The organism is Bradyrhizobium sp. Mp27 (genome assembly GCF_029953005.1).
In the GTDB taxonomy this organism is placed as follows: Bacteria; Pseudomonadota; Alphaproteobacteria; order Rhizobiales; family Xanthobacteraceae; genus Bradyrhizobium; species Bradyrhizobium barranii.
This window is the reverse complement of the sequence record NZ_JASAUS010000005.1, coordinates 1-26736: the sequence shown is the minus strand read 5'-3', so window position 1 is coordinate 26736 and position 26736 is coordinate 1. Positions and strand designations below refer to the sequence as shown.

At 64.4% G+C, this 26736-nt stretch carries 24 protein-coding genes; 13 read left to right on the top strand and 11 right to left on the bottom strand.

Features of this window, described 5'->3' with window-relative positions; translation table 11 throughout:
- Nucleotides 1–29: 29 nt before the first annotated feature.
- The 4 genes from QJT78_RS05155 to QJT78_RS05140 all read right to left on the bottom strand — a co-directional run bounded on the left by QJT78_RS05155 (nucleotide 30) and on the right by QJT78_RS05140 (nucleotide 3641).
- Nucleotides 30–647: a flavin reductase family protein gene (locus tag QJT78_RS05155; protein WP_038942081.1), complete on the bottom strand. Its 618-nt coding sequence runs from the start codon at nucleotides 645–647 to the stop codon at nucleotides 30–32.
- 151 nt (nucleotides 648–798) lie between these two features.
- Complete coding sequence (locus QJT78_RS05150; RefSeq protein WP_028146896.1) at nucleotides 799–2076, bottom strand: acyl-CoA dehydrogenase family protein; 1278 nt, start codon at nucleotides 2074–2076, stop codon at nucleotides 799–801.
- 295 nt (nucleotides 2077–2371) lie between these two features.
- The gene (locus tag QJT78_RS05145; protein WP_028146897.1) at nucleotides 2372–2752 is read right to left on the bottom strand and encodes a VOC family protein; all 381 of its coding nucleotides are present in this window, start codon (nucleotides 2750–2752) and stop codon (nucleotides 2372–2374) included.
- Between the two features lie 109 nt (nucleotides 2753–2861).
- On the bottom strand, nucleotides 2862–3641 hold the full coding sequence (locus tag QJT78_RS05140) for an SDR family oxidoreductase (protein ID WP_028157159.1): 780 nt from the start codon (nucleotides 3639–3641) through the stop codon (nucleotides 2862–2864).
- 179 nt (nucleotides 3642–3820) lie between these two features.
- Between QJT78_RS05140 and QJT78_RS05135 the strand changes: the two genes are divergently transcribed.
- The 3 genes from QJT78_RS05135 to QJT78_RS05125 are packed head-to-tail and all read left to right on the top strand — an operon-like array spanning nucleotide 3821 to nucleotide 5967.
- Nucleotides 3821–4609: an enoyl-CoA hydratase/isomerase gene (locus QJT78_RS05135; protein ID WP_028146899.1), complete on the top strand. Its 789-nt coding sequence runs from the start codon at nucleotides 3821–3823 to the stop codon at nucleotides 4607–4609.
- The gene (locus QJT78_RS05130) at nucleotides 4606–5592 is read left to right on the top strand and encodes a phosphotransferase family protein (protein ID WP_028146900.1); all 987 of its coding nucleotides are present in this window, start codon (nucleotides 4606–4608) and stop codon (nucleotides 5590–5592) included. The genes QJT78_RS05135 and QJT78_RS05130 overlap by 4 nt, the downstream gene beginning before the upstream one ends.
- Nucleotides 5593–5595: 3 nt before the next feature.
- Complete coding sequence (locus QJT78_RS05125; RefSeq protein WP_028146901.1) at nucleotides 5596–5967, top strand: DUF6285 domain-containing protein; 372 nt, start codon at nucleotides 5596–5598, stop codon at nucleotides 5965–5967.
- Between the two features lie 331 nt (nucleotides 5968–6298).
- Here QJT78_RS05125 and QJT78_RS05120 read toward each other — a convergent pair whose 3' ends face one another.
- Nucleotides 6299–7078, bottom strand: a complete 780-nt coding sequence (locus QJT78_RS05120) for an enoyl-CoA hydratase-related protein (RefSeq protein ID WP_028146902.1) — start codon at nucleotides 7076–7078, stop codon at nucleotides 6299–6301.
- A gap of 212 nt (nucleotides 7079–7290) precedes the next feature.
- Between QJT78_RS05120 and QJT78_RS05115 the strand changes: the two genes are divergently transcribed.
- Complete coding sequence (locus QJT78_RS05115) at nucleotides 7291–8565, top strand: acyl-CoA dehydrogenase family protein (protein WP_028146903.1); 1275 nt, start codon at nucleotides 7291–7293, stop codon at nucleotides 8563–8565.
- 125 nt (nucleotides 8566–8690) lie between these two features.
- Here the strand turns inward: QJT78_RS05115 and QJT78_RS05110 are convergent, their stop codons facing one another.
- Entirely contained in the window at nucleotides 8691–10271 is a 1581-nt protein-coding gene (locus tag QJT78_RS05110) for a fatty acid--CoA ligase (protein ID WP_028146904.1), read from the bottom strand.
- A gap of 271 nt (nucleotides 10272–10542) precedes the next feature.
- Entirely contained in the window at nucleotides 10543–11415 is an 873-nt protein-coding gene (locus tag QJT78_RS05105; protein ID WP_028146905.1) for an SDR family oxidoreductase, read from the bottom strand.
- 105 nt (nucleotides 11416–11520) lie between these two features.
- On the opposite strand from QJT78_RS05105, the gene QJT78_RS05100 reads away from it, so the two are divergent.
- The 5 genes from QJT78_RS05100 to ppc all read left to right on the top strand — a co-directional run bounded on the left by QJT78_RS05100 (nucleotide 11521) and on the right by ppc (nucleotide 18393).
- Nucleotides 11521–12330 carry a crotonase/enoyl-CoA hydratase family protein gene (locus tag QJT78_RS05100; RefSeq protein WP_028146906.1) on the top strand — a complete coding sequence of 270 codons (810 nt, stop codon included), beginning with the start codon at nucleotides 11521–11523 and terminating at the stop codon, nucleotides 12328–12330.
- 168 nt (nucleotides 12331–12498) lie between these two features.
- A complete protein-coding gene (locus QJT78_RS05095) occupies nucleotides 12499–14043 on the top strand; it encodes an acyl-CoA synthetase (RefSeq protein ID WP_028146907.1) in 1545 nt (514 codons plus the stop codon).
- Between the two features lie 105 nt (nucleotides 14044–14148).
- Nucleotides 14149–14949: an enoyl-CoA hydratase/isomerase family protein gene (locus tag QJT78_RS05090; RefSeq protein WP_028146908.1), complete on the top strand. Its 801-nt coding sequence runs from the start codon at nucleotides 14149–14151 to the stop codon at nucleotides 14947–14949.
- A 119-nt stretch (nucleotides 14950–15068) separates the two neighbouring features.
- Nucleotides 15069–15473: a YccF domain-containing protein gene (locus QJT78_RS05085; RefSeq protein ID WP_028146909.1), complete on the top strand. Its 405-nt coding sequence runs from the start codon at nucleotides 15069–15071 to the stop codon at nucleotides 15471–15473.
- A 121-nt stretch (nucleotides 15474–15594) separates the two neighbouring features.
- On the top strand, nucleotides 15595–18393 hold the full coding sequence (gene ppc / locus QJT78_RS05080; protein ID WP_028146910.1) for a phosphoenolpyruvate carboxylase: 2799 nt from the start codon (nucleotides 15595–15597) through the stop codon (nucleotides 18391–18393).
- Nucleotides 18394–18464: 71 nt separating this feature from the next.
- Here ppc and QJT78_RS05075 read toward each other — a convergent pair whose 3' ends face one another.
- The 4 genes from QJT78_RS05075 to QJT78_RS05060 all read right to left on the bottom strand — a co-directional run bounded on the left by QJT78_RS05075 (nucleotide 18465) and on the right by QJT78_RS05060 (nucleotide 22355).
- The gene (locus tag QJT78_RS05075) at nucleotides 18465–19631 is read right to left on the bottom strand and encodes an SMP-30/gluconolactonase/LRE family protein (RefSeq protein ID WP_028146911.1); all 1167 of its coding nucleotides are present in this window, start codon (nucleotides 19629–19631) and stop codon (nucleotides 18465–18467) included.
- Between the two features lie 114 nt (nucleotides 19632–19745).
- Nucleotides 19746–20660: an SDR family oxidoreductase gene (locus tag QJT78_RS05070; protein ID WP_028146912.1), complete on the bottom strand. Its 915-nt coding sequence runs from the start codon at nucleotides 20658–20660 to the stop codon at nucleotides 19746–19748.
- 138 nt (nucleotides 20661–20798) lie between these two features.
- Nucleotides 20799–21938, bottom strand: a complete 1140-nt coding sequence (locus QJT78_RS05065; RefSeq protein ID WP_028146913.1) for a thiolase — start codon at nucleotides 21936–21938, stop codon at nucleotides 20799–20801.
- A gap of 3 nt (nucleotides 21939–21941) precedes the next feature.
- Nucleotides 21942–22355 (bottom strand): OB-fold domain-containing protein, encoded by a 414-nt coding sequence (locus QJT78_RS05060; RefSeq protein ID WP_027568974.1) that lies wholly within the window; start codon nucleotides 22353–22355, stop codon nucleotides 21942–21944.
- A 193-nt stretch (nucleotides 22356–22548) separates the two neighbouring features.
- Here QJT78_RS05060 and QJT78_RS05055 point away from each other — a divergent pair, with 193 nt between their 5' ends.
- From QJT78_RS05055 to alkB, 4 genes are all read left to right on the top strand, one after another.
- Complete coding sequence (locus tag QJT78_RS05055; RefSeq protein ID WP_028146914.1) at nucleotides 22549–23898, top strand: amidase; 1350 nt, start codon at nucleotides 22549–22551, stop codon at nucleotides 23896–23898.
- Nucleotides 23891–24577, top strand: a complete 687-nt coding sequence (locus QJT78_RS05050) for a DUF2848 domain-containing protein (RefSeq protein WP_038942994.1) — start codon at nucleotides 23891–23893, stop codon at nucleotides 24575–24577. The genes QJT78_RS05055 and QJT78_RS05050 overlap by 8 nt, the downstream gene beginning before the upstream one ends.
- A 252-nt stretch (nucleotides 24578–24829) precedes the next feature.
- Nucleotides 24830–25576 (top strand): 2OG-Fe(II) oxygenase, encoded by a 747-nt coding sequence (locus QJT78_RS05045; protein ID WP_028146916.1) that lies wholly within the window; start codon nucleotides 24830–24832, stop codon nucleotides 25574–25576.
- A 9-nt stretch (nucleotides 25577–25585) separates the two neighbouring features.
- The gene (gene alkB / locus QJT78_RS05040) at nucleotides 25586–26239 is read left to right on the top strand and encodes a DNA oxidative demethylase AlkB (protein WP_028146917.1); all 654 of its coding nucleotides are present in this window, start codon (nucleotides 25586–25588) and stop codon (nucleotides 26237–26239) included.
- Nucleotides 26240–26736 lie beyond the last annotated feature (497 nt).

Here is a 26736-nt window from a genome sequence, read left to right as displayed (position 1 = left end):
CGAGGGACTGCACCTTCGCTGGGCGCCCGCTACTTCCCCTTCGCCCCTTCCGCGGCCGGAAACACCACGCGATCATCCGTGCGGCAGTAGCGATCCGCGAACATGCGGCCGATCGGGTGATAGCGGTCCATGTGCACCCGCATCGCCTTGTCGTCCCAGAGCTCGTCGCGGATATGGAAGTGGATGCCTTCGCCCATGATCAGCCGGCGATCGTCGTTGACGTCGATCATCTTCCAGAGCTTGCACTCCATCGCCCAAGGCGTGTCGGCGAGCCGCGGCACGGCGATCTTCGCCGACGGTGCGAGCTTCAGCCCGAGATAGTCAGGCTCACCCACTTCGGGGGGGAAGTCGCCGCTCGACTCGTGCATGGCTTTCGCCAGCGGCTCGTCGGCGAGGTTGACCACGAACTCGCCGGTGCGCTGGATGTTGAGGAACGTGTCCTTGTCCTGGCCGTTGGGCTTGCGGTTCGCCGCGAACATGCACAGCGGCGGATCTTCGCAGAAGGCATTGAAGAAGCTGAACGGCGCGGCGTTGACGCCGCCGGTCGGCCCGACCGAGGTCACCCACGCAATCGGCCGTGGCAGGATGAAGGACGTCAGCACCTTGTAGCGCTCGCGTGGCGTCAGGTCGCTGGCGGCGTATTCCATGGTGGCTCCTGGTGGAATGAAGGTCTCGTAGGGTGGGCAAAGCGAAGCGTGCCCACCACCTCTCGCATAAGCCGCAGCTGGTGGGCACGGCGCGCGAAGTGCACGCCTTTGCCCACCCTACGGCACTTCCCGAGCGGGGAGAGGCGAGGTCTTACGCCATGCTCAGCTCGTGGCGTCCCACCACCATCCAGTGCACCTCGTCCGGACCGTCGGCGAAGCGCAGGTGGCGGACATCCTGATACATCTCGGCGAGCGGGGTCCAGTGCGAGATGCCGGTGGCGCCGTGCATCTGGATCGACTGGTCGATGATCTTGCAGGCGCGCTCCGGCACCATGGCCTTGACCATGGAGACCCAGACGCGGGCCTCCTTGTTGCCGAGCACGTCCATCGCCTTGGCCGCCTTCAGCACCATCAGCCGCATCGCCTCGATCTCGCAGCGGGCCTGCGCGATGATCTGCATGTTGCCGCCGAGATGAGCGATCTTCTTGCCGAAGGCCTCGCGGGTGAGACCACGCTGCACCATCAGATCCAGCGCCTTCTCGGCCTTGCCGATGGTGCGCATGCAGTGATGGATGCGGCCCGGGCCGAGGCGAAGCTGCGAGATCTCGAAGCCGCGGCCTTCGCCGAGCAGCATGTTCTCCTTGGGCACACGGACGTTGTTGAAGCGCATGTGCATGTGGCCGCGCGGGGCGTGGTCCTGGCCGAACACGTACATGGGCCCGAGCACCTCGACGCCGGGCGTGTCGCGCGGCACCAGGATCTGCGACTGCTGCTTGCTCGGCGCCGCATCCGGATTGGTCTTCACCATCACGATGAGGATCTTGCAGCGGGGATCGCCGACGCCGGAGATGTAGTATTTCTCGCCGTTGATGACCCATTCGTCGCCGACGAGCTTTGCGGTCGTCGAAATGTTCTTGGCGTCGGAGGAGGCGACGTTCGGCTCGGTCATGACATAGGCCGAACGGATCTCCCCGTTCATCAGCGGCTTCAGCCACTTCTCCTTCTGCTCCTTGGTGCCGACGCGCTCCAGCACTTCCATGTTGCCGGTGTCCGGCGCCGAGCAGTTCATCGTCTCGGAGGCCAGCGGGCTCTTGCCGAGTTCGGAGGCGATATAGGCATAGTCGAGATTCTTCAGGCCCTGGCCGGTCTCGTCGTCGGGCAGGAAGAAGTTCCACAGACCTTCCTTCTTGGCCTTGTTCTTGGCGACCTCGAGCACCTCGAGCTGCTTCGGGGTGAAGCTCCAGCGATCCTCTTTGCCTTCGCCGGCCTTGGCGAACTCGATCGACATCGGCTCGACGGTGTCGCGGATGAATTTCCTGACGTGATCGTAGAGCGGCCGGACCTGGTCCGACATGCGCAGATCGTTGAGCTCGTCGCCGGGATTGAGGGTGTAGTTGGTGGTGCGGGGTATGTAGGCGTGCTTTGTCATTGTTCCTCCCGGGGTCACTGAGATCGCGTTGGGCCGCAGAATAGTCGCAGCGCGGCCAAAGCGCGAGCGCACATTTTTTCAGGCGACCCATGCCATGCGATGGAATATCGCGAGGGCGTTTGAAATGTTGTTTGAATGGCGTGAGGAAGCTCGGTGTACGCGTGCCACATTTCTCCGCTGTCATCGCCCGCGAAGGCGGGCGATCCAGTACTCCGTGACGGTGGTGATTGAATCGAGAGGCTTCGGCGTACTGGATTCCCCGCCTTCGCGGGGAATGACAGTGTTTACTGGCCGCCTAGTTCGGCAGCCGATGCATCGCGCAGATCTTGTTGCCGTCGAGGTCGCGCAAATAAGCGATGTAGAGCTTGTTCCCTGCGCCCTCGCGGATGCCGGGTGGATTCTCGATCGGCGTTCCGCCGGCGGCGACGCCGGTGGCGTGCCACTTGTCGACCTGCTCAGGCGAGTTGGCGGCAAAGCCGATGGTGCTGCCATTCGCACACGTGGCGGCCTCGCCGTTGATCGGCTTCGTCACCGAGAACACGCCGGTCTTGGTGATGTAGAAGATGCGATGGCCGTCGACCCTGGCCGGGCGCACCTCGAGCGTGCCGAGCAGCTGGTCGTAGAACGCCTTGGCCTTGTCCAGGTCGTTGGTGCCGATCATGATGTGTGAGAACATTTGCCCATTCCCCTCAGAGTTTGTAGCCCGGATGGAGCGCAGCGAAATCCGGGTCTTGCTTGTTTTTGAAAATCCCGGATTACGCTTCGCTCCATCCGGGCTACGAGATTCAAAACGCCGTATAGCCGCCGTCGATCACGAACGTATCCGCGGTGTGATACGACGATGCCTTGCTCATCAGATACACCGCGATGCCGCCGAAATCGCTGGCCTCGCCGAAGCGCCGCATCGGAATGCGCGGCATCACATTGGCGACGAACTTCTCGTTGGCCATGATGCCCGCGGTCATGTCGCTCTTGATCCAGCCGGGCAGGATCGCGTTCGCGGTGACGCCGTGACGCGCCAGCTCGACGCCGAGCGCGCGCACCAGCGCGTTGATCGCGGCCTTGGTCGCGGCATAGTGCTCATTGCGCGCAGTGCCGAAGATCGAGGCGAGGCTCGATGTCGCGACCAGCCGGCCGAAGGGATCGCCCGCATTGGCGCGCTCGGTCATGTGTTTTGCGGCGGCCTGGAAAGCGTGGAACACGCCGTCCAGATTGGTCGCAAACATCGTGCGCCACTCTTCCTCGGTGCGCTCGATGAAGGAGCGCCGGCCGCCGCCGCCGATACCGGCATTGGCAAAGCAGCCGTCGACCCGGCCGAAAATGTCGAGCGTCGCCTTCATCGCGGCATTGACCGAAGCCGGATCGGTGACGTCGCAGACGCGGGTGTCGACCTTGCCGGAGAGGCCCGTCATGCTCGCGGCAGCAGCCTTGTTCTTGTCAGGATTGCGGCCCCAGATCGAGACGTTGCAGCCCTGGCCGGCGAGCGCCTGCGCGATGCCGAGCCCGATACCGCCATTGCCGCCAGTGATCACGGCGACGCGGCCGCTGAGGTCGAAAAGGTTCATGGCGCGTTTCCTGTTTTTGGCACGGGCGCGCGCCAGCCTGTGCGCGCAAGATTGTGCGATACGACGACAAGGTATGTTCGGACCACCATGGACAAGGCCGCGACAAAAATCAAATATGCGCCCCGGCAAAACCAATTCCGGTCTGCGAAACATCGCTAGTACCAACTGACGAGGAAACCATGCAGTTCAAACACGTCACGCTCGATTTCGATGGCTCGGTCGCGATCCTCCGGCTCGACCATCAGGAGGTGATGAACGCGGTCTCCATGGACATGCTGGGCGGCCTCTCCGATGCCCTCGACGCGATCGAGGAGAAGAAGGGCGAGGTGCGCTGCGTGGTACTGACCGGCGCGGGGCGGGCGTTCTGCACCGGCGCGAATCTGCAAGGGCGCAACAACCAGTCGAAGAAAACCAAGGCCGGCCTGACGCTCGAGACCGGCTTTCATCCCTTCCTGCGCCGCATCCGCAATCTGCACTGCCCGATCGTCACTGCCGTCAACGGCCCGGCGGCCGGCGCCGGCATGAGCTTCGCGCTGCTCGGCGACATGATTTTGTGTGCGCGGTCCTCTTACTTTCTTCAAGCCTTCCGCCGCATCGGCCTCGTGCCGGATTGCGGCTCGACCTGGCTGCTGCCGCGCCTGATCGGCCGGGCGCGCTCGGTCGAATTGTCGCTGATGGGCGAGCGCCTGCCGGCCGAGAAGGCGCTGGAATGGGGCCTCGTCAACCGCGTCTATGACGACGGCGTGCTGATGGAGGAGGCGATGAAGCTCGCGCGTGATCTGGCGAGCGGCCCGACCGTCGCGCTGTCGCTGATCCGCAAGCTCTACTGGGACAGCCCGGAAAATTCGTTCGAGGATCAGCTCAACCTCGAATTCCAGTGCCAGCTGCGCGCCGGCGACACGGACGATTTCCGTGAAGGCGTTGGCGCGTTCCTGGAGAAGCGCCCGGCGCAGTTCAAAGGCAAATGATCGAGGCCGAGCTCTCCCGCAGCGTCGCGCGCTGGTGCGAAGGGGCGACCGGCGTCACCGGCGCGGCAAAACTGTCCGGCGGCGCCAGTCAGGAAACCTGGCGCTTCGACATCAAGCATCCCGATGGGCCGATCGGCGCGATCCTGCGCCGCTCGCCGAAGGGCTATGGCGCCGCGCCGACGCGGGCGGCGGGCCTTGCGGCTGAGGCGCAGCTGATGCAGCTCGCTTTCGAGGCCGGCGTGCCGTCGCCGCGCGTCATGCATGTGCTGGCGCCCGACGAAAATCTCGGCACTGGCTTCATCATGCAGCGGGTCGAGGGCGAGACCATCGCCCGCAAGATTCTTCGCGATGATGAGTACGCGACAGCGCGGCCGCGTCTCGCGCGGCAGATCGGCGGCGTGCTCGCCGGCCTGCACAGGCTGCCGCAGGACAAGCTGCCCGAACTGCGCAGCCGGTCCGCGACCCAGGAGATCGGCGAGTTCGAGCGCGACTATCGCAGCCTGAACTGGCCAAAGCCCGTGTTCGAGCTGGCACTGCGCTGGCTGCGCGACCATGATCCCGGCCCCTCCGCCGAGACGACGCTGGTGCACGGCGATTTCCGCAACGGCAATCTCATCATCGGCGCCGACGGCGTCCGCGCCGTGCTCGACTGGGAGCTCGCCCATCTCGGCGATCCCATGGAGGATCTCGGCTGGGTCTGCGTCAACTCCTGGCGCTTTGGTGAGATCGACAAGCCGGTCGGCGGTTTTGGCACACGCGAGGAATTGTTCGCCGGTTATGAGGCCGCGGGCCGCAAATGCGATCCTGCGCGCGTCAAATTCTGGGAAGTGATGGGTACGCTACGCTGGGGCATCATGTGCGGCGGCATGATGCAGCGGTTCCGCGAGGGGCCCGACCATTCGATGGAACGCGCCATGATCGGCCGCCGCGCCAGCGAGACCGAGATCGATCTGTTGCGGCTGCTGGCACCGCGCGGGAGCTGACACATGCAGGACGAACCGACCCCGATCGAGCTGACCAAGGCGGTCGCCGATTTCCTCCGCAACGACATCACGCCGCTGATCTCCGGCCATCAGGCCTTCAAGCTGCGCGTCGCCATCAACATCCTCGACGTCGTCACGCGGCAGCTGACGCAGGAGGAAGGGAGTGACGCGAAGGAGGTGGCGCGGCTGCGTGCGCTGCTGGGCATGGACGGCTCGGTCGCCGATCTCAACCGCGCGCTCGCCGATCGCATCGCCAAGGGTGAGGTTGATCTGGCAACGCCTGGCCTCGCTGAGCATCTCTGGCAGACAACGATGGACAAGCTCGCGGTCGACCAGCCGAACTATGCGTCCTATAAGCGCGAGCTAGAGCGGTAGATGGGCTTCGTAGCCCGGATGGAGCGAAGCGTAATCCGGGACGGTCGCGCAAAAAGATGCAGTTGCCCCGGATTGCGCTTCGCTCCATCCGGGCTACTCAATCTTTCGCAACCGTCATTGCGAGGAGCGTAGCGACGAAGCAATCCAGACTGTCTCCACGGAGGCAGTCTGGATTGCTTCGCTGCGCTCGCAATGACGGTGTTGAGAGGGGCCTGCACTCTCTCTGTTTCGTCATGCCCGGGCTTGTCCCGGGCATCCACGTTCTTCGTCATGCGCGTCAAGACGTGGATGGCCGGGACAAGCCCGGCCATGACGCGGAAACAGGCGATTCCTACTTCCCCACCCATTTCGGCGGCCGCTTCTCCGAGAACGCCTTCGGGCCCTCGATATAATCCTGCGAGGCCACCATCGCCTTCACCGCCGGATATTCGCGCTGCTCCTCGATCGCCTGCTCCAGCGAGACGGCGAGGCCCTTCTGGATGGTCTGCTTCGACGCCCGGATCGACATCGGCGAGTTCTTGGTGATCATCTCGGCCCAGCGCAGCGCGCCCGACAGCGCCTCGCCCTGCGGCACCACCTCGTTGACGAATCCGAGCTCATGGCCCTCCTTGGCGCTGACATGGCGCGCGGTGAGGATCATGCCCATGGCGCGCTTCAGCCCGATCTGGCGCGGCAGGCGATGCAGGCCGCCGGCAAGCGCAGCAAGGCCGACGCGCGGCTCGGGCAGGGCGAAGGTCGCGTTCTCGGACGCGATGATCAGGTCGCAGGCGAGCGCGATCTCGAAGCCGCCGCCCATGGCGACGCCGTTGACCGCAGCGATGATCGGCTTGTCGCAGTCGAAGCGCGAGGTAAGGCCGGCAAAGCCGCCCTTGTCCCAGCCGCGCTTTCCGCCCGCCGCCTGCCACTTCAAATCGTTGCCGGCGCAGAACGCCTTGTCGCCGGCGCCGGTGACGATCGCGACCCACTGCTCGGGATCGGCTGAGAAATCGTCAAACACCTTCTGGAGCTCGAAATGCGCGTCGGTGTGCAGCGCGTTGTAGACCTCGGGCCGCGACAGCGTGATGATCGTGATTGGCCCCTTGCGTTCCACCTTTGAGAATTTCAGATCCATCGCGCGCTCCCGCATTTTCTCGTGAAGGAATATTGCGGACATACTAGCGCGCGTCGGCGCCGCGACACCATCGAATTGCGCGGGCGCGCCTTGCGCCTGTCACACGCCTTGCCTTGCTTGACTTGCGCGCGCACTTCTCACCTTAATCGCGCGAAGCAAAAGCGCGGTTAGCGCCTTAACGCAAAACGACAAAACTACTCCGGGAGAGAGCCGTGGATTTCTCATTGCCTGCCGATCTCGTCGCCTATCTCGGAGAGCTCGATCGTTTCATCGAACGCGAGATCAAGCCGCTCGAACAGGCCGATGACAACATCCGCTTCTTCGACCATCGCCGCGAATGGGCGCGCACCGATTTCGAGAACGGCGGCCTGCCACGTCATGAGTGGGAGGCGCTGCTGCGCAAGGCGAAGGATCTTGCGGATGCCGCCGGCCATCTGCGCTTTCCGGTGCCGAAGCAATATGGCGGCAAGGACGGCTCCAACCTCTGGATGGCCGTGATCCGCGAGCACTTTGCCGCCAAGGGTCTCGGCCTGCACAACGATCTCCAGAACGAGCACTCCATCGTTGGCAATTTCCCCGTTGTCACCATGCTCGATCGCTATGGCCGCGACGACCAGAAGGCGATGATCGACGGCTCGATCAAGGGCAAGTACCGCATCACCTTTGGATTGACGGAGCCGCATCATGGCTCGGACGCCACCCACATGGAGACGCGCGCAGTGCCCGCGACCCGCGACAACGTCAAGGGCTGGATCATCAACGGCGAGAAGATGTGGACGACCGGCATGCACGTCGCCACGCATTGCGCGCTGTTCGCGCGCACCTCGGGCAATGACGGCGATGCCCGCGGCATCACCTGCTTCCTGGTGCCGGCCAAGAGCCATGGCGTGAAGGTCGAGGAGTACATGTGGACCTTCAACATGCCGACCGACCATCCCCGCGTCAGCTTTACGGACGTGTTCGTGCCGGAGGATGCCCTGTTCGGCGAATTCGGCCGCGGCCTGTCGCTCGCACAGTGCTTTGTCCACCAGAACCGCATCCGCCAGGCGGCAAGCTCGCTCGGCGCTGCCGTCTACTGCATCAACGAGAGTGTCAAATACGCGCGCGAGCGAAAGCCGTTCGGCAAGGCGCTCGCCGAGAACCAGGCGATCCAGTTCCCGCTGGTCGAGCTCGCGACCCAAGCCGAGATGCTGCGCCTGTTGATCCGCAAGACCGCCTGGGAGATGGACCAGCTCAACGAGGAACAGATCGAGCGCACGCTCTCCGACCGCGTCTCCATGTGCAACTACTGGGCAAACCGCCTCTGCTGCGAATCCGCCGACCGTGCCATGCAGGTCCACGGCGGCATGGGCTATTCACGCCACAAGCCGTTCGAGCACATCTACCGCCACCACCGCCGCTATCGGATCACGGAGGGGAGTGAGGAGATCCAGATGCGCAAGGTGGCGGGGTTTTTGTTCGGGTATATGGGGCCGGGGAAGCATTGAGCGGTTGCTGCGAAGCATCGCTGCCGTAGGGTGGGCAAAGCGGAGCGTGCCCACCGTTCTTGTTGCAAACGAAGAATGGTGGGCACAGCGCTTTGCGCCTTTGCCCACCCTACGGCACCGTGGGATCAATTCACCCGTCGGTCCTTCCCCGCCCAATACGGCTCCCTCAACTGCCGCCGCAAGATCTTGCCTGAGGGATTCCTCGGCAGCGCCGGCAAGAACTCCACGCTTTTCGGTGTCTTGAACCCGGCAATGCGTTCGCGGGTGAAGTTGATGATGTCGGTGGCGGTCGCCTGCTTGCCGGGCTTCATCACCACGACGGCCTTCACGGCTTCGCCCCATTTGTCGTCGGGCACGCCGATCACGGCCGCTTCCGCGACATCAGGGTGATCGCACAGCGCGCTCTCGACCTCGGCCGGGTAGATGTTCTCGCCGCCGGAGATGATCATGTCCTTGATGCGGTCGTGGATGTAGAGATAGCCGTCCTCGTCCATGTAGCCGGCGTCACCGGTGCGCAGCCAGCCATCGCCGCGCAGCGTCGCCGCAGTCGCCTCCGGCAGGTTCCAATAGCCGGCCATGTTCGAGCCCGAGCGCGTCGCGATCTCGCCGACCTCGCGCGGCGGCAGCGGTTTGCCGTCCGCATCCAGGATCGCGATCTCGACACCCGGCAGCGCCTTGCCGGCCGAGCGCATCCGCTCGAGGCCCTCGACATGGTCCTCCGGCGGCAGCGCGACGATGGTGCCTGTGGTCTCGGTCATGCCATACATCTGCACGAAGCCGCATTTGAAGATTTCGATGCATTCCTTCAGCAGCGCCGCCGGAATCGGCGAGGCGCCATACAACATGTATTTCAGCCGCGAGAAATCGACCGTCTTCGCGTGCGGCTGCCGCACCACGAACTGCATCGCCGCGGGCACCATGAACAGCTTTGTGATGCCCGACTGCTCGAAGAAATCCAGCACCTTGGTCGGATCGAACTCGCGCGCGATCACGCCGCGGGCGCCGTGATAGAGCCCCATCACGCCCCAGCCGGAGCCGCCGATGTGGAAGATCGGCATCGCCACCAGCGATACGTCGTCGGTGGACCACCGGTTCCACTCCGGCTTGTCCTCGGCATTGCCTGTCTGTACGAGGTTGAGGAAGTTCGCATGCGACAGCATCGCGCCCTTGGGCTTGCCTGTGGTGCCTGACGTGTAGAGCTGGATTGCGATATCCCTGGTGTCGATCGGCACCCTGGGATCATCGCCGCTCTGCGCATCGCGCCAGGCCGTAAAATCCTGCCATTCCGGCGCGCCGCCTTCGGTGGTGATGACAGTGCGCACGCCAGGCAGCTGGTCCTTGATCTGGCGGACCTGCGCGATGAACTCCGGCCCCACGAACAGCACAGGCGCCCTGCAATCCGCAACGATGAACGCGACCTCGGGCCCCGCGAGCCGCCAGTTCACCGGCGCCATCACCACGCCGGCCTTCATCGCGCCCATCAGCAGCTCGAAATAGAGGTCGCTGTTCTTGCCGAGATAGGCGATGCGGTCGCCCTTCTTCACGCCCATCGCGATCAACGCGTTGGCGACCTTGTTGGTCTTGACGTTAAACTCGGCAAAGCTCGTGACGCGGCCTTCGAACTCGTAGGCGGTCGCGTTGCCGCGGCTGATCGCGCGCTCGCGCACCATGTCGGCGAGATTCGCCAATGGCTGTGTGGTGGACATGTCTCTCCCGTGGCGTCTTGTTTTTATGTCTGGGAGTGTGGCGTCATCCGCGGGTGAAGACAAGATGGGAGAGGCCCGGCTGTCGTCCCGGACAAGCGAAGCGCAGAGCCGGGACCCATAGCCACAGGGAGAAGTTTGGCGAAGACTCGGAGTTACCGGTCTCGCGTCAAACTTCTCCCTGGGGTTATGGGTCCCTGCTTTCGCAGGGACGACAGGTGAGGGCGGAGTGAGAGCGTCAGCGCTTCACACGTTCGCTTTCGCGAGACGACAACTAGCCCCGCTTCGCCCGATCCTTCTCGTTCTGCGCCATGATGCTCTCGCGCGCGGTTTTCCAGTCGTCGTCGCCCCAGTCGCGGAGCTGGTAGAAATTGCCGCCCATAGCCAGCGCCTGCGCGCCGTCCATCGCGATGGTCTCGCCGCTGATCCAGTCGCAGCCGCCGGAGATCAGGAACACCGCGAGGTTCTGCAATTCCTCCATGGTGCCGACGCGGCCCATCGGGTTCATCGCCTTGGTGCGTGCGCCGGCTTCGTCGCCGGGCTTGATGCGCTTGCTCATGCCCTCGGTCGGGATCTCGCCCGGCGCGATCGTGTTGAGGCGGATGCCGTAGCGGCCCCATTCGGTCGCGAGAGACATCGTCATGGCGTGGATCGCCGACTTGCTCATCGCGGACGGCACCACGTAAGGCGAGCCGTTGCGCACCCAGGTCGTGGTGATGGAAACGACATTGCCGGGCTGCTTCAAGGCGATCCAGCGCTTGCCGACCGCATGGGTCACATAGAACGTGCCGTGCATGACGATGTTGGCGACGGCATCGAAGCCGCGCGGCGACAGCTCCTCGCTGCGCGAGATGAAATTGCCGGCGGCGTTGTTGATGAGATCGGTGAGGGGAGCGTCACGAAAGATGGTCTCGATCATCTCTTCGACCGCGAGCGCGTTGCGGATGTCGACGCCGTGGCTTGTGACGCGGCCACCATGCAGGTCCATCAGCTCAGTCGCGGTCTCGTCGCACACGATCTTGCGCCGGCCGCAGATGTGCACCTCTGCTCCAAGCTGGAGGAAGCGCGCCGCCATCGACTTGCCGAGCCCGGTGCCGCCGCCGGTCACGAGAATGCACCGGCCGGCCAGAAGATTTTCCTTGAACATGGCTGTTTCCTCCGCAGGCATTGTCAGTTAATTGGTCGATTGACTAAATCCGGCCGCCGGCTTCCTGTAAAGCGGCACTGAACAAGAACAGGGGAGAATTCATCCATGGAAGAGCGCGTCTCGATCTCGATCTCGGAAGGCGTCGCCGACGTGCGCCTGGTGCGCGCGGACAAGATGAATGCGCTTGATCAGGCGATGTTCGAGGCCCTTGTTGCCGCAACCGACCGGCTTTCGAAGGAAAAGGGCGTGCGCGTCGTCGTGCTCTCGGGCGAAGGCCGCGCCTTCTGCGCCGGTCTCGACATGGGGCGTTTTGCCGCCATGAAGGAGACAGGCGGCAACGGAATTCCGGGTGGCGAAAATCGCGATCTCACCAAGCGCACGCATGGCCAGGCGAACTTTCCGCAACAGGCGGTATGGGGCTGGCGTCAGTTGCCGGTTCCGGTGATCGCGGCCGTGCACGGCGTCGCTTTCGGCGGTGGGTTCCAGCTTTCGCTCGGTGCCGACATGCGCTTTCTCTCACCCGATGCGCGGATGTCGGTGATGGAGATCAAATGGGGCCTCGTGCCCGACATGGCAGGCACGCCGATCCTGGCCTCGCTCGTGCGCGATGACATCCTGCGCGATCTCACCTACACCGGCCGCATCTTCTCCGCGCAGGAGGCAATGACGTACGGCCTCGCGACGCGCATCTGCGACGACCCGCGCGCCACGGCTCTCGAAGTCGCGCGCGAAATCGCCGGCAAGAGCCCCGATGCGATCCGCGCCGCAAAGCGCCTGCTCAACAATCTCTCGGTCGATCCCGGCCCGGCGCTGCTCGCCGAATCCGTCGAGCAGCAGAAGCTAATCGGCAGTGCGAACCAGACCGAGGCGGTGCGCTCCAATCTGGAGAAGCGTGCGGCGAGGTATGTGGACTGACAGGCTCTCCGTCATGGCCGGGCAAAAGCGCGAAGCGCGCCTTCGCGCTAGATGTCCCGGCCATCCACGTTCTTGGTCCGAAGCGGCAAGCAAGAACGTGGATCACCGGGACAAGCCCGGTGATGACGACTAACTGACAAAGTCGCTAAACAACAAAGAAAAACAAAAATGAGCGAAACGTCCCCATTCCTCGGCATCGTCTCCGGCGAGCGCCGCCGTGCCCACGCCGAAGTCGCCAACCGCGCGGATCGCATCGCGAGCGGCCTCGCCAAAATCGGTGTCAGGCAGGGCGATTGCGTCTGCATGCTGATGCGCAACGACATCGCCTTCCTCGAAGCGGCCTACGCCGCGATGCGGTTAGGCGCCTATGGCGTGCCGATCAACTGGCACTTCAAGCCGGAGGAGATCAACTACATCCTCGGGGATACCGGCACGTCCGTGCTGATCGGACATGCCGACATGCTGCACGCCCTGCGCGATGCGATCCCGAAAGGCGTCACCGTGCTCAGCGTGCCGACGCCGCCGGAGATCCTGTCCAACTACAAGATCAATCCAGATCATCTGAAGACGCCGGACTTCGCGATTGATTTCGAATCTTGGCTGGCGCAACACCAGCCCTATGACGGCCCGGTCGTGCCGCAGCCCATGAACATGATCTACACGTCAGGGACAACGGGCCATCCCAAGGGCGTAAGGCGCGATGCGCCCACGCCGGAACAGGCGGCGGCCGGCGAGCGCATGCGCGCGATGATCTATGGATTGAAACCCGGCGCCCGCGCGATTCTGCCGGGTCCGCTCTATCACTCCGCACCAAACTCGTTCGGCATTCGCGCCGGCAAGCTCGGCGGCGCGCTGGTGCTGATGCCGCGCTTCGAGGCCGAAGAGTTTCTGGAGCTGATCGAACGGTACAAGATCGACACCATCTTCATGGTGCCGACCATGTTCATCCGCCTGATGAAGCTGCCGGAGACGGTCCGCAGGAAGTACGACGTCTCCTCGCTGCGCCACATCATCCATGCCGCCGCGCCATGTCCGGCCGACGTCAAGCGCGCCATGATCGAATGGTGGGGGCCGGTGATCTACGAATTCTACGGCTCGACTGAATCCAGCGCCGTCACCTTCGCGACCTCCGAGGACGCGCTCAAAAAGCCCGGCACAGTCGGCAGGATTTCGCCCGGCGCCGAGCTGCGCTTCATCGGCGATGACGGCCGCGTGCTCCCCGTGGGCGAGATCGGCGAGATCTATTCCCGCATGGCCGAAATGGCTGATTTCACTTACCACAACAAGCCGGAGAAGCGCGCCGAGATCGATCGCGACGGTTTCATCACCTCCGGCGACGTCGGCTATATCGACGAGGACGGCTACGTCTTCATCTGCGACCGCAAGCGCGACATGGTGATCTCAGGTGGCGTCAACATCTATCCGGCCGAGATCGAATCCGTGCTTCACGCCGTACCCGGCGTGCATGATTGCGCCGTGTTCGGCATCCCCGATGCCGAATTCGGCGAGGCGCTGATGGCCGTGGTCGAGCCGCAACCGGGTGTCACGCTCGATGCGTCCGATGTCCGCGCAAGGCTGAAGACGTCGCTCGCCGACTACAAGGTGCCCAAGCACATCGAGATCCGCAGCGGGCTGCCGCGCGAAGACTCCGGAAAGATCTTCAAGCGCCGCCTGCGCGATCCCTATTGGGAGCAGGCGGGGCGGAAGATTTGAGGGCCTTGTAGCCCGGATGGAGCGAAGCGCAATCCGGGGCGGTGCTCGCGTCAAAAAGACCCCGGATTTCGCTGCGCTCCATCCGGGCTACGAACACAGGAACGAATGATTAGGACCGACGCCGCAAACGAAGTCCTCTATGAGGTCGCCGACCACATCGCGGTGATCACGCTGAATGCGCCGGAGCGCATGAACACGATCTCCGGCCCGATGCTGAACGATTTGGCGCGGCTGCTGACCGAGGCCAATGAGGACCGCAACGTCCGCGTCGTGATCCTCACCGGCAAGGGGCGGGCATTCTGCGCCGGCCTCGATTTGCGTCGGGAGCGCGACGGCAATGGCCTCAGTGCCGCGTCTTCGCCGACCACGATCAATCTGCGCAACACGCCGCCGACCGTGCTTCAGGCGATGGACAAGCCGACCATCTGCGCCGTCAACGGCGGCGCCGCCGGTTATGGTATGGACACCGCGCTCGGCTGCGATATCCGCATCATGGCGGAATCCTCGAAGCTTGCGGCGGCCTTCGTCAAGCGCGGCGTCGTGCCGGAATCCGGCGGCACCTGGCTGCTGCCTCGGATGCTCGGCTGGGCCAAGGCTTCCGAGCTGATCTTCACCGGCCGGACGCTCAGCGCCCGCGAGTGTCTGGAATGGGGCCTCGCCAACGAGGTCGTGCCGGATGCCGACTTGATGGGCCGCGCCCGCGCCATCGCCCGCGAAATCGCAGCCAACGCGCCGCTCGCGGTGCAGGCCTCCAAGCGCATGATGCGGATGGGCCTCAACGAGAACTTCTCCGATCACGTTCACCACGTCTACCTCCAGCTTCTGCCGCTGTTCAAGACACAGGACATGGCCGAGGGCATGAAGGCGTTCATGGAGAAGCGTGAGCCGAAGTTCGAGGGGCGGTAGCGGTCGTTTGAAGCCCGTATGGAGCGAAACGTAATCCGGGGCCCTTCGAGGCCGCTGAACGCTCCGCGACTTCGGCGGTCGTGCTATACAGACGGGGTCATTAACCTCCGGATCATCCCATGGCTCCCGTTTCCATCCTGCTCAACCTGCTCTGGATTCTCATCGGTGGTGCCTGGATGGCGTTCGGCTGGCTGGTTGCCGCCGTCATCATGGCCATCACCATCATCGGCCTGCCCTGGGCGCGGGCAGCGTTCAACATCGCCGTCTACACGCTGCTGCCGTTCGGCTCGAGAGCGGTCAACCGCTACGAGGTCACCGGCACGAGCGACATCGGCACCGGCCCGCTCGGGGTGATCGGCAACATCATCTGGTTCGTGCTCGCCGGCTGGTGGCTGGCGCTCGGCCACGCCCTGACCGCGCTGGTTCTCGCCATCACCATCATCGGCATCCCCTTCGCATGGGCCCATCTGAAGCTCGCGGGCATCGCGCTCTGGCCGATCGGCAAGGTGATCGTGCCGGCCTAGCGCAAGGAGCGATCGTCCCTTTCAGTGTGCGCCGCCCCCAACTTCATCTTGCGCTGCGGCAAAAAACTTGCACACTCGGCTGAGCCGGGCAGCGAAGCGAGCTCGAACAAGGAAGCGAGCCATGTCCCTCCAGACCGTGCCACCCGACGCCATTGACAACCGCGCGAACCGCGCTGAGGACGCCCAGGCGCTGGAGGCAGATGCGCGGCTGCGTGACGACATCCGCCTGCTTGGACGTATCCTGGGCGACACCGTGCGCGACCAGGAAGGCGCGGAATTGTTCGACCTGGTCGAGCGGATCCGCCAGACCTCGATCCGGTTCCACCGCGACGAGGACCGGCTCGCCCGCCGCGAGCTCGAGCAGATCCTCGACAGCATGTCGACCTCGGAGACGGTGCGGATCGTCCGCGCCTTCAGCTATTTCTCCCACCTCGCCAACATCGCCGAGGACCAGAACAACATTCGCCAGATGCGCGCCCGCAGTGCCGCCCAGAGCACCGGTTCCGGTGTGCTGGCAGAGACGCTGGCCCACGCCAGGGACGCCGGGATCAGCTCCGACATGCTGCGCAATTTCTTCAAGACCGCGCTGGTCAGCCCGGTCCTGACCGCGCACCCGACCGAGGTTCGCCGCAAGAGCACCATGGATCGCGAGATGGAGGTCGCCAGCCTGCTGGACCGCCGCGAGCGCGTTGCGCTGACCGCGGACGAGGCCGCCGCCAGCGACGAACAGCTTCGCCGCGAGGTGCTGACGCTGTGGCAGACCAATCTCTTGCGCCGGACCAAGCTCACCGTGCTCGACGAGGTCGCGAACGGCCTGTCGTTCTACGATTACACCTTCCTGCGCGAGGTGCCGCGGCTGGTCAACGTGCTCGAAGACCGGCTGGAGGAGGCTGGCGAGGCGGCTGCAAGCGAGCTCGCCTCGTTCCTGCGCATGGGCAGCTGGATCGGCGGCGACCGCGACGGCAATCCCTTCGTCACCGCCGACGTGATGCGCGGGACGCTGCGGCTGCAGTCGAGCCGGGTGATGCAATTCTATCTCAACGAGCTGCATGTGCTCGGCTCGGAGCTGTCGATCGCAGCGCACCTCGCCGACGTCTCCGAGGAGCTGCGGACGCTGGCGGAACGCTCGCCCGACACCTCGCCGCACCGGAGCGGCGAGCCTTATCGTCTCGCGGTCTCCGGCATCTATGCGCGCCTGACGGCGACGGCCGAAAAGCTCGAGGTCGAGATCACGCGCCGGCCGGTCGGCAAGGGCAGGCCTTACGAGACCGTCAGGGAGCTGCAGGCTGATCTCGACGTGCTGCACCGCTCGCTGATCTCCAACAATGCCCGCGTCATCGCCCGCGGCCGGCTGCGGCTGCTGCGGCGTGCGGTGGATTGCTTCGGCTTCCATCTGGCGCGGCTCGACATCCGCCAGAATTCTGCCGTGCACGAACGTACCATCGCCGAGCTGATGGACGCGGCGAACCCCGGCATGTCCTATCTCGCTCTGGGCGAGGACGCGCGCATCTCGCTGCTCACCAACGAGCTGCGCTCGACGCGCTCGCTGGTCTCGCCATTCGTCAAATACAGCGACGAGACCATGGGCGAGCTCAACGTCTTCCATTCCGCCGCGGAGGCGCATGCGAAGTTCGGCTCGGACGCCATTCCCCAATGCATCATCTCGATGTGCAAGGGCATGTCCGACATGCTCGAAGTGGCCGTGCTGCTCAAGGAGGTCGGCCTCGTCCATCCCTCCGGGCGCAGCGCCATCAACATCGTGCCCCTGTTCGAGACCATCGAGGATTTGCAGGCCTCCAGCGCCATCATGGACCGCATGCTGTCGCTGCACGATTACCGCCGCCTCGTCGACAGCCGCGGCAGCGTACAGGAGGTCATGCTCGGCTATTCCGACAGCAACAAGGACGGCGGCTTCGTCACCTCGGGCTGGGAGCTCTACAAGGCTGAAATCGGACTCGTCGACGTGTTCGAGCGCCACGGCGTGCGGCTGCGCCTGTTCCACGGCCGCGGCGGCTCGGTCGGCCGCGGTGGTGGCCCGAGCTATGACGCCATCATCGCGCAGCCCGGTGGGGCGGTGAACGGACAGATCCGCATCACGGAGCAGGGCGAGATCATCTCGTCGAAATATTCCAACGCCGAAGTCGGGCGCAACAATCTGGAGATCCTCGCGGCCGCGACGCTGGAGGCAAGCCTGCTGCACCCGCGCCAGAGCGCGCCGCGCCGCGAATATCTCACCGCGATGGACGAGCTTTCAAATTTGGCTTTCAAGGCCTATCGCGGCCTCGTCTACGAGACCGACGGTTTCGTCGATTATTTCTGGGCGTCCACCGTCATCAACGAGATCGCGACGCTGAACATCGGCAGCCGTCCGGCCTCGCGCAAGAAGACCCGCGCGATCGAGGATCTGCGCGCCATTCCCTGGGTGTTCTCCTGGGCGCAATGCCGCCTGATGCTGCCGGGCTGGTACGGCTTTGGCAGCGCGGTCGAGCAATGGATCGCGGAGCATCCCGACAAGGGCATGCCGTTCCTGAAAGAGCTCTACAGGGAATGGCCGTTCTTCCGCATGCTGCTCTCGAACATGGACATGGTGCTGGCGAAAAGCTCGATCGCGATCGCCTCGCGCTATGCCGAGCTCGTGCCGGACGAAGCCTTGCGCGAAAAGATCTTCGGCCGCATCCGCCGTGAATGGCATTCCTGCATCGAGACGCTGCTCGACATCATGGGCCAGGACCGGCTGCTCCAGGGCAACCCGCTGCTGGAGCGCTCGGTGCGCCACCGCTTCCCCTATCTGGATCCGCTCAACCACGTGCAGGTCGAATTGCTGAAAGAGCATCGCGCGCAGAACCCGGACGAGCAGGTGCTGCGCGGGATTCAGCTGACGATCAACGGCATTTCGGCCGGATTGCGGAATACCGGGTAGTAGGGCGAGTAGCGAACAGAAGGCGTGCGCTGCCGACTATTCGCTACCCACCATTCGCTATTCGTTGATGTTCACGGCTTTAGTGCGCCCTGCACACCGGTGTACACAGCATAGAGCGATGTCGAGCCACAGATATAGAGTCTGTTTCGCTGCTGCCCGCCGAAGCTCAGGTTGGCGACGGTTTCCGGGATGTGAATTTTGCCAAGCAGTTGGCCGTTGGCCGTATAGCAGCGCACGCCGTCTTCGTTCGGATCGCCCCAGCCCACCGAACACCAGACCCGTCCTTCGGTGTCACAGCGGACGCCGTCGGTGATGCTTGGCTTTGGCATCTCGGCGAAGACCTTGCTGGTCGACACCTTCCCCGCCGCCACGTCGAGGTCGAACACGCGGATATGCGATGGGTTGTCCGGTCCGTCCGTGAATCCGGTCTCGCAGATGTAGAGCTTCTTCTCGTCGGGCGAGATGGTGATCCCGTTGGGCTCCACAAAATCGTCGATGACGACCTTGACGTCGCCGGTTTTCGGGTCGACGCGGTAGACGTTCTTCTTCTCCTGCTCGGGGTCGGCCTTGATGCCCTCATAGAAGCCACCGATGCCGTAGGCCGGATCGGTGAACCAGATCGCGCCATCGGCGGTAACGACCGCATCGTTCGGCGAGTTCAGTCGCTTGCCATTGAATTTGTCGGCAATGATGGTGATCGAGCCGTCGAGTTCGGTCCGTGTCACGCGCCGACCGCTATGCTCGCAAGTGATCAGGCGTCCTTCGCGATCGATGGTGTTGCCGTTCGAATTCATCGAGGGCTGACGGTAGACGCTGACGTGACCGTCATCCTCCGAGAAGCGCATGATGCGGTTGTTGGGAATGTCGCTGAACAGCAGGTATCGTCCGGCCGCGAAATACACGGGACCCTCGGCCCATCGGAAGCCGGTTGCAACACGCTCGACCGCCATGGTGCCGGCGAAGGCCGGGAAGTCGGCAGGCCCGAACGTTGGCGGCCCCTTCTTCGCGGATTCCAGACGGGAGTCCGGGTAGCGGCTGCCGGGCAGAGGTCCCAAGGGCAATGGCGCCGTCGACCTCGTCGGCGTAGCGGTCTGGCCGAACGGCGTAACGGAGGCGGCCAGGGCTGCGTTCATGGTGACGCCCGTCGCGGCCACTGCAGCCGCCGCGCGCTTCAGGAGGGTGCGGCGCCCGAGGCAAGGCTCGTCAGTATCGGCAGAATTGGTCAGTGATTTTGTCATAGTCGCCTCCCGTTTTTTGTTGGAAGGAAACCATTCGCCCGCAATCGGGCGTAATGCGGGCGATCTCCGGCCGGACAACCGGAGATCGCAATGCAACAATTGCTGGGAAAACGGCTAGACGGGATCCCAGGGGAAGATGTCGGCGGAACGATCGAGCTTGTAGAACGAGCCCTTCAGTGCCGGCATGCCGTGTTCCGCGATCGTTTGCGGCGTCCAGCCCTCGCTGCGATGAACAGAGCGCAGCGGGCGGTTCTGGCTGAACAGGAACAGCTCGTTCATGCGTGCGCCGAAGATCTGTCCGGAGACGTCCTTGGCGGCATCGGAGAGCAGATAGGCGCAGATCGGCGCGATCTTCTCCGGGCCCATCTGCTTGATCTTCTCGACACGCGCCTTCTCGGCTTCGGTCTCGGTCGGGATGGTGCCGATCATGCGGGTCCAGGCAAACGGCGAGACGCAGTTGGAGCGGACGTTGAAGCGGCCCATGTCGAGCGCGATCGACTTCGACAGTCCGATGATGCCGAGCTTGGCCGCGGCGTAGTTGGCCTGGCCAAAATTGCCGATCAGGCCGGAGGTCGAGGTGAAGTGCACGAAGGAGCCGCTCTCCTGCTCGCGAAAGATCCGCGCCGCGGCGTGGCTGACGTAGAACGAGCCCATCAGGTGAACCTTGATGACGGCCTCGAACGCTTCCACGCTCATCTTGTGGAAGATCATGTCGCGCAGGATGCCGGCATTGTTGACGACGCCGTCGAGCTTGCCGAAATGATCGGTCGCGGTCTTCACGATCTTGCTGGCGGGGACGGCTTCCGCCACCGACTCGAAATTGGGCACCGCGATGCCGCCGCGCTTCTTGATCTCGTCGACCACCTCCTCGGCAGGCGAAGCGCTGGAACCGGCGCCGTCGGCGGCAGCACCGGGGTCGTTGACGACGACCTTGGCGCCCTCCGCCGCGCAGAGCAGCGCGATCTCGCGCCCGATGCCGCGGCCTGCGCCGGTGACGATGATGACCTTGTCTTGCAGTGATTTGCTCATGTGGGTTCTCCGCTAGCCGTTCCAATTTCCGCCGTCATTCCGAGATGCGCCGCAAGGCGCAGGCCCGGAATCCATACTCCCGATCGTGGTTATGGATTCCGGGCTCGTCGCTGACGCGCCGCCCCGGAATGACAGTCGTTACCTCTCGTTCGTAAACACGATGGTGCCTGATGCCGCGAACATGCCGCCGACGCCGTGACACACCGAAATCTTCGCATTCGGCACCTGTGCCGGCGCAATCCCGCGCATCTGGCGCACGCTCTCCTGGAGCGCGTACATGCCGTACATGCCCGAATGCATGTAGGACAGGCCGCCGCCATTGGTGTTGAGCGGCAGCTTGCCGCCGGGGCGCGTGTTGCCATCAGCGATGAATTGGCCAGTTTCCTCGTGCGGCATGAAGCCGAGGTCGCCAAGGCCGAACAACGGCAGATGCGCAAACGCATCGTAGATCATGAGATGGTCGACATCCCGGTGCGCGATGCCGGCTTCCCTGAACGCCAGCGGGCCGGCAGTCTTGAACGCGCGCGAGGAGTTGAAAGTCTCCATCTGGCTGACCATCGGCGTTTCCACGCTCTCGCCAGTGCCCATGATGTAGACGGGCTTCCTCGGAAAATCCTTGGCGCGGTCGGCCGAGGTCAGGATCAGGGCGCCGCCGCCGTCGGTGACGAGGCAGCACTGCAAGAGCCGGAACGGATAGGCGATCATGCGCGAGTTGAGCACGTCGGCGACCGTGATCGGGTCCTTCATCATCGCACGCGGATTCTTCGCCGCCCATTCCCGCTGCACGACCGCCACCGAGGCGAGCTGCTCGTGGGTGATGCCGTAGGTCTTCATGAAGCGCAGCACGGGGATCGGGAACATGCTGGGCGGACCGTAGACGCCGAACGGCGCCTCGAACTGCCCTTGCAGGCTGTCGGCGGGGATCGAACGCGGCGCCTTGCCGATCATCGACTTGCCGCTCTCGGCATGCGTGATTAGCACGGTCTTGCAGAGACCTGCCTCGATCGCCGCAGCGGCATGGCGAACGTGCAGCATGAACGAGCAGCCGCCGACCGAGGTGCCGTCCACCCAGGTCGGCTTGATGCCGAGATAATGGCAGACCTGCTGCGGCGTTTCGACCGCGGTGGCAAAGCCGTCGATGTCGGAGAGTTTCAGCCCGGCATCCGCGATGGCGTTGAGCGCCGCATCCGCGTGGAGCTGGAGCTGCGACATATTGGGGATGACACCGAGTTCGGTGGTCTCGGCCGCGCCGACGACGGCAACCTGGTTGCTGCGCACGGCTTACCCCTTCGCCGGACGGAACACGGGGAGGGTGATCTTGTCGTCGAGCGCCTCGAAGGCGACTTCGAGCTTCATGTCGAGCTCGAGCGCCTCCGGCGTCTGCGGACAATCGATGATGTTGCTCATCATCCGCGGTCCTTCGGCAAGCTCGACCACCGCGATCGCATAAGGCGGCGTGAAGCCGGGAGCAGCGGGACGATGATTGATCACGTAGCTGTAGAGGAAACCCTTGCCACTCGCCTTGAAGATGCTGACCTTGCGCGAGGCGCAGGACGGGCAGAACGGACGCGGCGGGAAATAGACATGCGCGCAGGCGTCGCAGCGCTGCAAACGCAATTCGCCCGCTTTCGTGCCGTCCCAGAAATGCTGGGTCTCCGGCGTCGGTTTCGGGCGCGCGCGCTGCGGTTCGGCCATGTCGGAAAACCCTCCCAAAGGCAATGCTTGATAAGGCCTGGGCTTCACGCCTGGCTGTTTCGATTGTGATGCGACAATCGACCATCGCGCGTCAACGGTCCAGCAATGCGCATGCATGCCATCATGCGCACAGTGCTTGTGTCGAACCGAGGCGGCGCTATAGATTGCGCGCGCAATATTCCGTGAGACAGACATGCCCGATTTTCCGACACTGGCGAAGCTCGCCGACGACCTCGAAAGCGGCCGCACGACCTCCCGCAAGCTGGTCGAGGCATGCCTCGCCAGGATCGCCGACCCTGCCGGCGAGGGCCAGCGCACTTTCATCCACGTCGACAAGGACGCCGCGCTCGCAACCGCGGATGCGATGGACGGCTTGCGCAAGGTCAAGGCGGCGCCGTCGCGCTATGCCGGTATCCCGGTCTCGATCAAGGATCTCTTCGACATCAAGGGCCAGGTCACGCGCGCCGGCTCCCGCGCGCTCGACGATTCTGCGCCCGCCGATCAGGACGCCGCGACGGTGGCGCGGCTGCGCAAGGCCGGCTTCGTCGTGATCGGGCGGACCAACATGACCGAGTTCGCCTATTCCGGCATCGGCATCAATCCGCATTACGGCACGCCGAAGGGCGCCTGGAACCGAGCCGAGGGACACGTGCCCGGCGGCTCGTCCTCGGGCGCCGCGGTGTCCGTGCTCGACGGCATGGCGCATGGCGCGCTCGGCACCGACACCGGCGGCTCCTGCCGGATTCCGGCCGCCTTCAACGGCATCGTCGGCTACAAGCCGACGCAGCGCCGCGTGCCGCTGGACGGCTCCGTGCCGCTGTCCTTCTCGCTCGACAGCATCGGGCCGCTGGCGCGATCGGTCAGCTGCTGTGCCATTCTCGATGCCGTGCTCGCGAACGAGCCGATCGTCCCGCTGAAGCCGCGACCGGTAAAGGGCATGCGGCTCGCAGTGCCGACCACGATTGCGCTCGACGATCTCGACGCGGACGTGGCCTCGACGTTCGAGCGCGCGCTCAAGAGCCTCGCCGATCACGGTGCGATCATCGAGCGCATCGAGATGGCCGAATTTCACGACATCGGCCCGATGAACGCCAAGGGCGGCTTTGCGGCGTCCGAAAGCTACGCCTGGCATCGCTACCTCATCACGGCCAAGGGCGACGTCTACGACCCCAGGGTCTCCGTGCGCATCATGCGCGGCGAGGCGCAGAGCGCGGCCGACTACATCGATCTCCTCAACGAGCGCCGCTCGCTGATCGCCCGCGTCAATGCGCGCGTCGCGCCCTATGACGCGCTGGTACTGCCCACCACCGCCAACACGCCGCCGAAGATTTCCGATCTCGCCGATGACAAGGCGTTCACCAGGGAAAACCTGCGGGCGCTGCGCAATTGCACCCTCATCAACATGATCGACGGTTGCGCCATCTCGCTGCCCGCGCATCGCGAGGGCGACGTTCCCATCGGCCTGATGCTGGCGGGCGCGGGCGGATCTGACCGTCGTATTTTCGAGCTTGCTGCCGGCATGGAGGCCGTAATTCGTGTTTGACCTGACTTTCACCGTCGACGCCCAGGACACCACCACGCCGCTGACATTGGCGATCGACCAGATGGTCATTGCCGGCTGGACCGGCCGCGATCCCGTCGCGCGCGACAAGCACATCGCCGAGCTGCAAGAGATGGGCATCGCCCCGCCGGCCTCGACGCCGATCTTCTATCGCGCCTCGGCGCGGCGGCTGACCCAGGAAGACCGCATCGAATGCTGCGGCGGCGATTCCTCCGGCGAGGTCGAATTCGTGCTGATCGGCTGGCAGGGCCGCATCTTCGTCGGCTGCGGCTCCGACCATACCGACCGCAAGGTCGAGGCCTACAACGTCACGGTCTCCAAGCAGATGTGCGACAAGCCGGTCGCATCCACGCTCTGGGAGCTCGAGGACGTCATCGGCCATTGGGACAGGATGATCCTGCGTTCCTACGCCACCATCAAGGGCGAGCGCGTGCTCTACCAGGAGGGCACGCTGGACGCGATGCTGCCGGTCGCCGACCTCATCGCGCGCGGCTTTGAGGGTGGCAAGTTCCCCGACGGCTGCGCCATGTTCGGCGGCACCTTCGCCGCCAAGGGCGGCATCCGCCCCGCCGACCGCTTCGAGTTCGAGCTCGAGGACCCCGTGCTGAAACGGACGATCAAGCACGGCTACGACGTGACGACGCTGCCGGTGCGAGGCTGATACCTCTCCGCCGTCATTGCGAGCGACTTGTCCGCCATAGCTCGAAGAGCGACGGCGGAAGCGGAGCAATCCAGGCTGGTTCCGCGGAGGGACTCTGGATTGCTTCGTCGCAGGGGCTCATCGCAATGACGGCGAGATCATCGGGAATCGGGTGGTTGCGGCCGCCAGGACTTGCGACACACTCTCCGTCATTCCGGGCTCGCGCCCAAGAGGGCGCGCCCCGGAATGACAGATGTGGATAGGATGATCGCCATGGCCGTCGCCAAACGTATTGCCGCACCTGATTCTGGAACCGACCTCGCCGCCCATGTCGACACCCTCGACTGGCCCCAGATCACGGCCGAGCTCGACGCCCAGGGCAGCGCCGTCCTGAAGAATCTGCTGACGCCGGACCAATGCCGCGCCATCGCCGCGCTCTATCCTGATGATGCAGGCTTCCGCAGCCGCATCGTCATGGGCCGCCACGGCTTTGGCCGGGGCGAGTACAAATATTTCTCCTATCCGCTGCCCGATCTGATCGCGCAGCTCCGCCCCGCGCTCTATGCGCATCTTCAGGGCGTTGCCAATCGCTGGAACGAGGCGATGGGGATCGATATCCGTTATCCCGCCGCGCATGCGGCATTCCTCAAGCGCTGCCACGAGGCAGGCCAGGCGCGACCGACGCCGCTGCTGCTGCAATATGAGGCGGGCGACTTCAATTGCCTGCACCAGGACCTCTATGGCGAGCACGTCTTCCCGCTCCAGGTCGCGATCCTCTTGTCCGAGCCGGGACGCGATTTCACCGGAGGCGAGTTCGTGCTGACCGAGCAGCGCCCGCGCATGCAGTCGCGCGCCGAGGTCGTGCCACTGATGCAGGGCGATGCGGTCGCTTTTGCCGTGCATCACCGCCCGGTGCAGGGGACACGCGGCATCTACCGCGTTAATCTCCGCCATGGCGTCAGTCGGATCAGGTCCGGCCAGCGCCACACGCTGGGTGTGATCTTCCACGATGCCAAATGAGCGCTGCGATTGACGGGTGATCTGTTCGACACGGCCGCCGAGGCACAGCCGTCGCGTGAGGAGATCGCCGACGGCGCCGTGCTGCTGCGCGGCTTCGTCAAGCCGATCGAGAGCGAGCTGATTGCGGCCGTGCGCGCGATCTCAGCGCAGTCGCCGTTCCGGCGCATGACCACGCCCGGCGGCTATCAGATGTCAGTGGCCATGACCAATTGCGGCGAGCGCGGCTGGATCACCGATCACACCGGCTATCGCTATGATCCGATCGATCCGCGAACCGGCGCGCCCTGGCCCGCGATGCCGCCGGTGTTGCGCGATCTGGCCCGGCGCGCGGCGGAGCAGGGCGGGTTCACCGGCTTTGCGCCCGACGCCTGCCTCGTCAACCGCTACGAGCCCGGCACGCGGCTGTCGCTGCATCAGGACAAGGACGAGCTGGACTATTCGGCGCCGATCGTCTCGGTCTCGCTCGGACTGCCCGCCACCTTCCTGTTCGGCGGCCTGGCGCGCAGCGACAAGCCGCGCCGCTTCCGGCTCGTCCATGGCGACGTGGTCGTCTGGGGCGGGCCGAGCCGGCTCGCCTATCACGGCGTCGCTCCGCTCGCCGATGGCGAGCATGCGCTGCTGGGAGGGAAGCGGATCAATCTGACGTTCCGCAGGACGCGGTGAATCAAGCTGAGTGCTTGCTCGCAGGAAATCGGCTAGACTTGGGGCTACCCGAGTACGAAAGTCGAGGGGCCCATGCAGCAAATACCGGGATGGCTGAGCACGGCGCTGATCGGTGCTGTGATTGCAGCCTTAGGGTATGTCTCGAAGCTTGCGATCGAAAGTGCTCTTCAATGGAGGGCGGCCCGTACTGCGCGGCGCGCTCAGCTTGTTCACCTGCTATCCCTGCTGCTGGCGACGAGGAAGGCCTTCATTATACAGAACGCGTTGGCACGGCGGCTCTGCGACGAAATCACCCGTGCTCATCCGGAGCTAGCCCGTCCTATTCGTGAGAGTGCGGCTTTTGGGCCCGATTGATGCGGCCGCACATCTTGTCTGACGAGGCGCACAGGATTGCCTTCGGCTTTTCGCCGCCTGACGACCGGTACTTTGCAACGCGCTTGAGGGATGGGTTGGGCGAACGGGGGCGGACGCCCCGCCGGTCAAGGACCGAGCGGCAG

Excerpts from the sequence above, each read along its gene's own strand:
- QJT78_RS05055 (WP_028146914.1), top strand. The coding sequence starts at position 22,549 with ATGCCCGATTTTCCGACACTGGCGAAGCTCGCCGACGACCTCGAAAGC.
- QJT78_RS05090 (WP_028146908.1), top strand. The coding sequence starts at position 14,149 with ATGATTAGGACCGACGCCGCAAACGAAGTCCTCTATGAGGTCGCCGAC.
- QJT78_RS05150 (WP_028146896.1), bottom strand. The coding sequence starts at position 2,076 with ATGACAAAGCACGCCTACATACCCCGCACCACCAACTACACCCTCAAT.
- QJT78_RS05120 (WP_028146902.1), bottom strand. The coding sequence starts at position 7,078 with ATGGATCTGAAATTCTCAAAGGTGGAACGCAAGGGGCCAATCACGATC.
- QJT78_RS05155 (WP_038942081.1), bottom strand. The coding sequence starts at position 647 with ATGGAATACGCCGCCAGCGACCTGACGCCACGCGAGCGCTACAAGGTG.
- QJT78_RS05075 (WP_028146911.1), bottom strand. The coding sequence starts at position 19,631 with ATGACAAAATCACTGACCAATTCTGCCGATACTGACGAGCCTTGCCTC.
- QJT78_RS05135 (WP_028146899.1), top strand. The coding sequence starts at position 3,821 with ATGCAGTTCAAACACGTCACGCTCGATTTCGATGGCTCGGTCGCGATC.
- ppc (WP_028146910.1), top strand. The coding sequence starts at position 15,595 with ATGTCCCTCCAGACCGTGCCACCCGACGCCATTGACAACCGCGCGAAC.
- QJT78_RS05045 (WP_028146916.1), top strand. The coding sequence starts at position 24,830 with ATGGCCGTCGCCAAACGTATTGCCGCACCTGATTCTGGAACCGACCTC.
- QJT78_RS05140 (WP_028157159.1), bottom strand. The coding sequence starts at position 3,641 with ATGAACCTTTTCGACCTCAGCGGCCGCGTCGCCGTGATCACTGGCGGC.
- QJT78_RS05070 (WP_028146912.1), bottom strand. The coding sequence starts at position 20,660 with ATGAGCAAATCACTGCAAGACAAGGTCATCATCGTCACCGGCGCAGGC.
- QJT78_RS05100 (WP_028146906.1), top strand. The coding sequence starts at position 11,521 with ATGGAAGAGCGCGTCTCGATCTCGATCTCGGAAGGCGTCGCCGACGTG.
- QJT78_RS05060 (WP_027568974.1), bottom strand. The coding sequence starts at position 22,355 with ATGGCCGAACCGCAGCGCGCGCGCCCGAAACCGACGCCGGAGACCCAG.
- QJT78_RS05085 (WP_028146909.1), top strand. The coding sequence starts at position 15,069 with ATGGCTCCCGTTTCCATCCTGCTCAACCTGCTCTGGATTCTCATCGGT.
- QJT78_RS05125 (WP_028146901.1), top strand. The coding sequence starts at position 5,596 with ATGCAGGACGAACCGACCCCGATCGAGCTGACCAAGGCGGTCGCCGAT.
- QJT78_RS05145 (WP_028146897.1), bottom strand. The coding sequence starts at position 2,752 with ATGTTCTCACACATCATGATCGGCACCAACGACCTGGACAAGGCCAAG.
- QJT78_RS05110 (WP_028146904.1), bottom strand. The coding sequence starts at position 10,271 with ATGTCCACCACACAGCCATTGGCGAATCTCGCCGACATGGTGCGCGAG.
- QJT78_RS05095 (WP_028146907.1), top strand. The coding sequence starts at position 12,499 with ATGAGCGAAACGTCCCCATTCCTCGGCATCGTCTCCGGCGAGCGCCGC.
- QJT78_RS05105 (WP_028146905.1), bottom strand. The coding sequence starts at position 11,415 with ATGTTCAAGGAAAATCTTCTGGCCGGCCGGTGCATTCTCGTGACCGGC.
- QJT78_RS05130 (WP_028146900.1), top strand. The coding sequence starts at position 4,606 with ATGATCGAGGCCGAGCTCTCCCGCAGCGTCGCGCGCTGGTGCGAAGGG.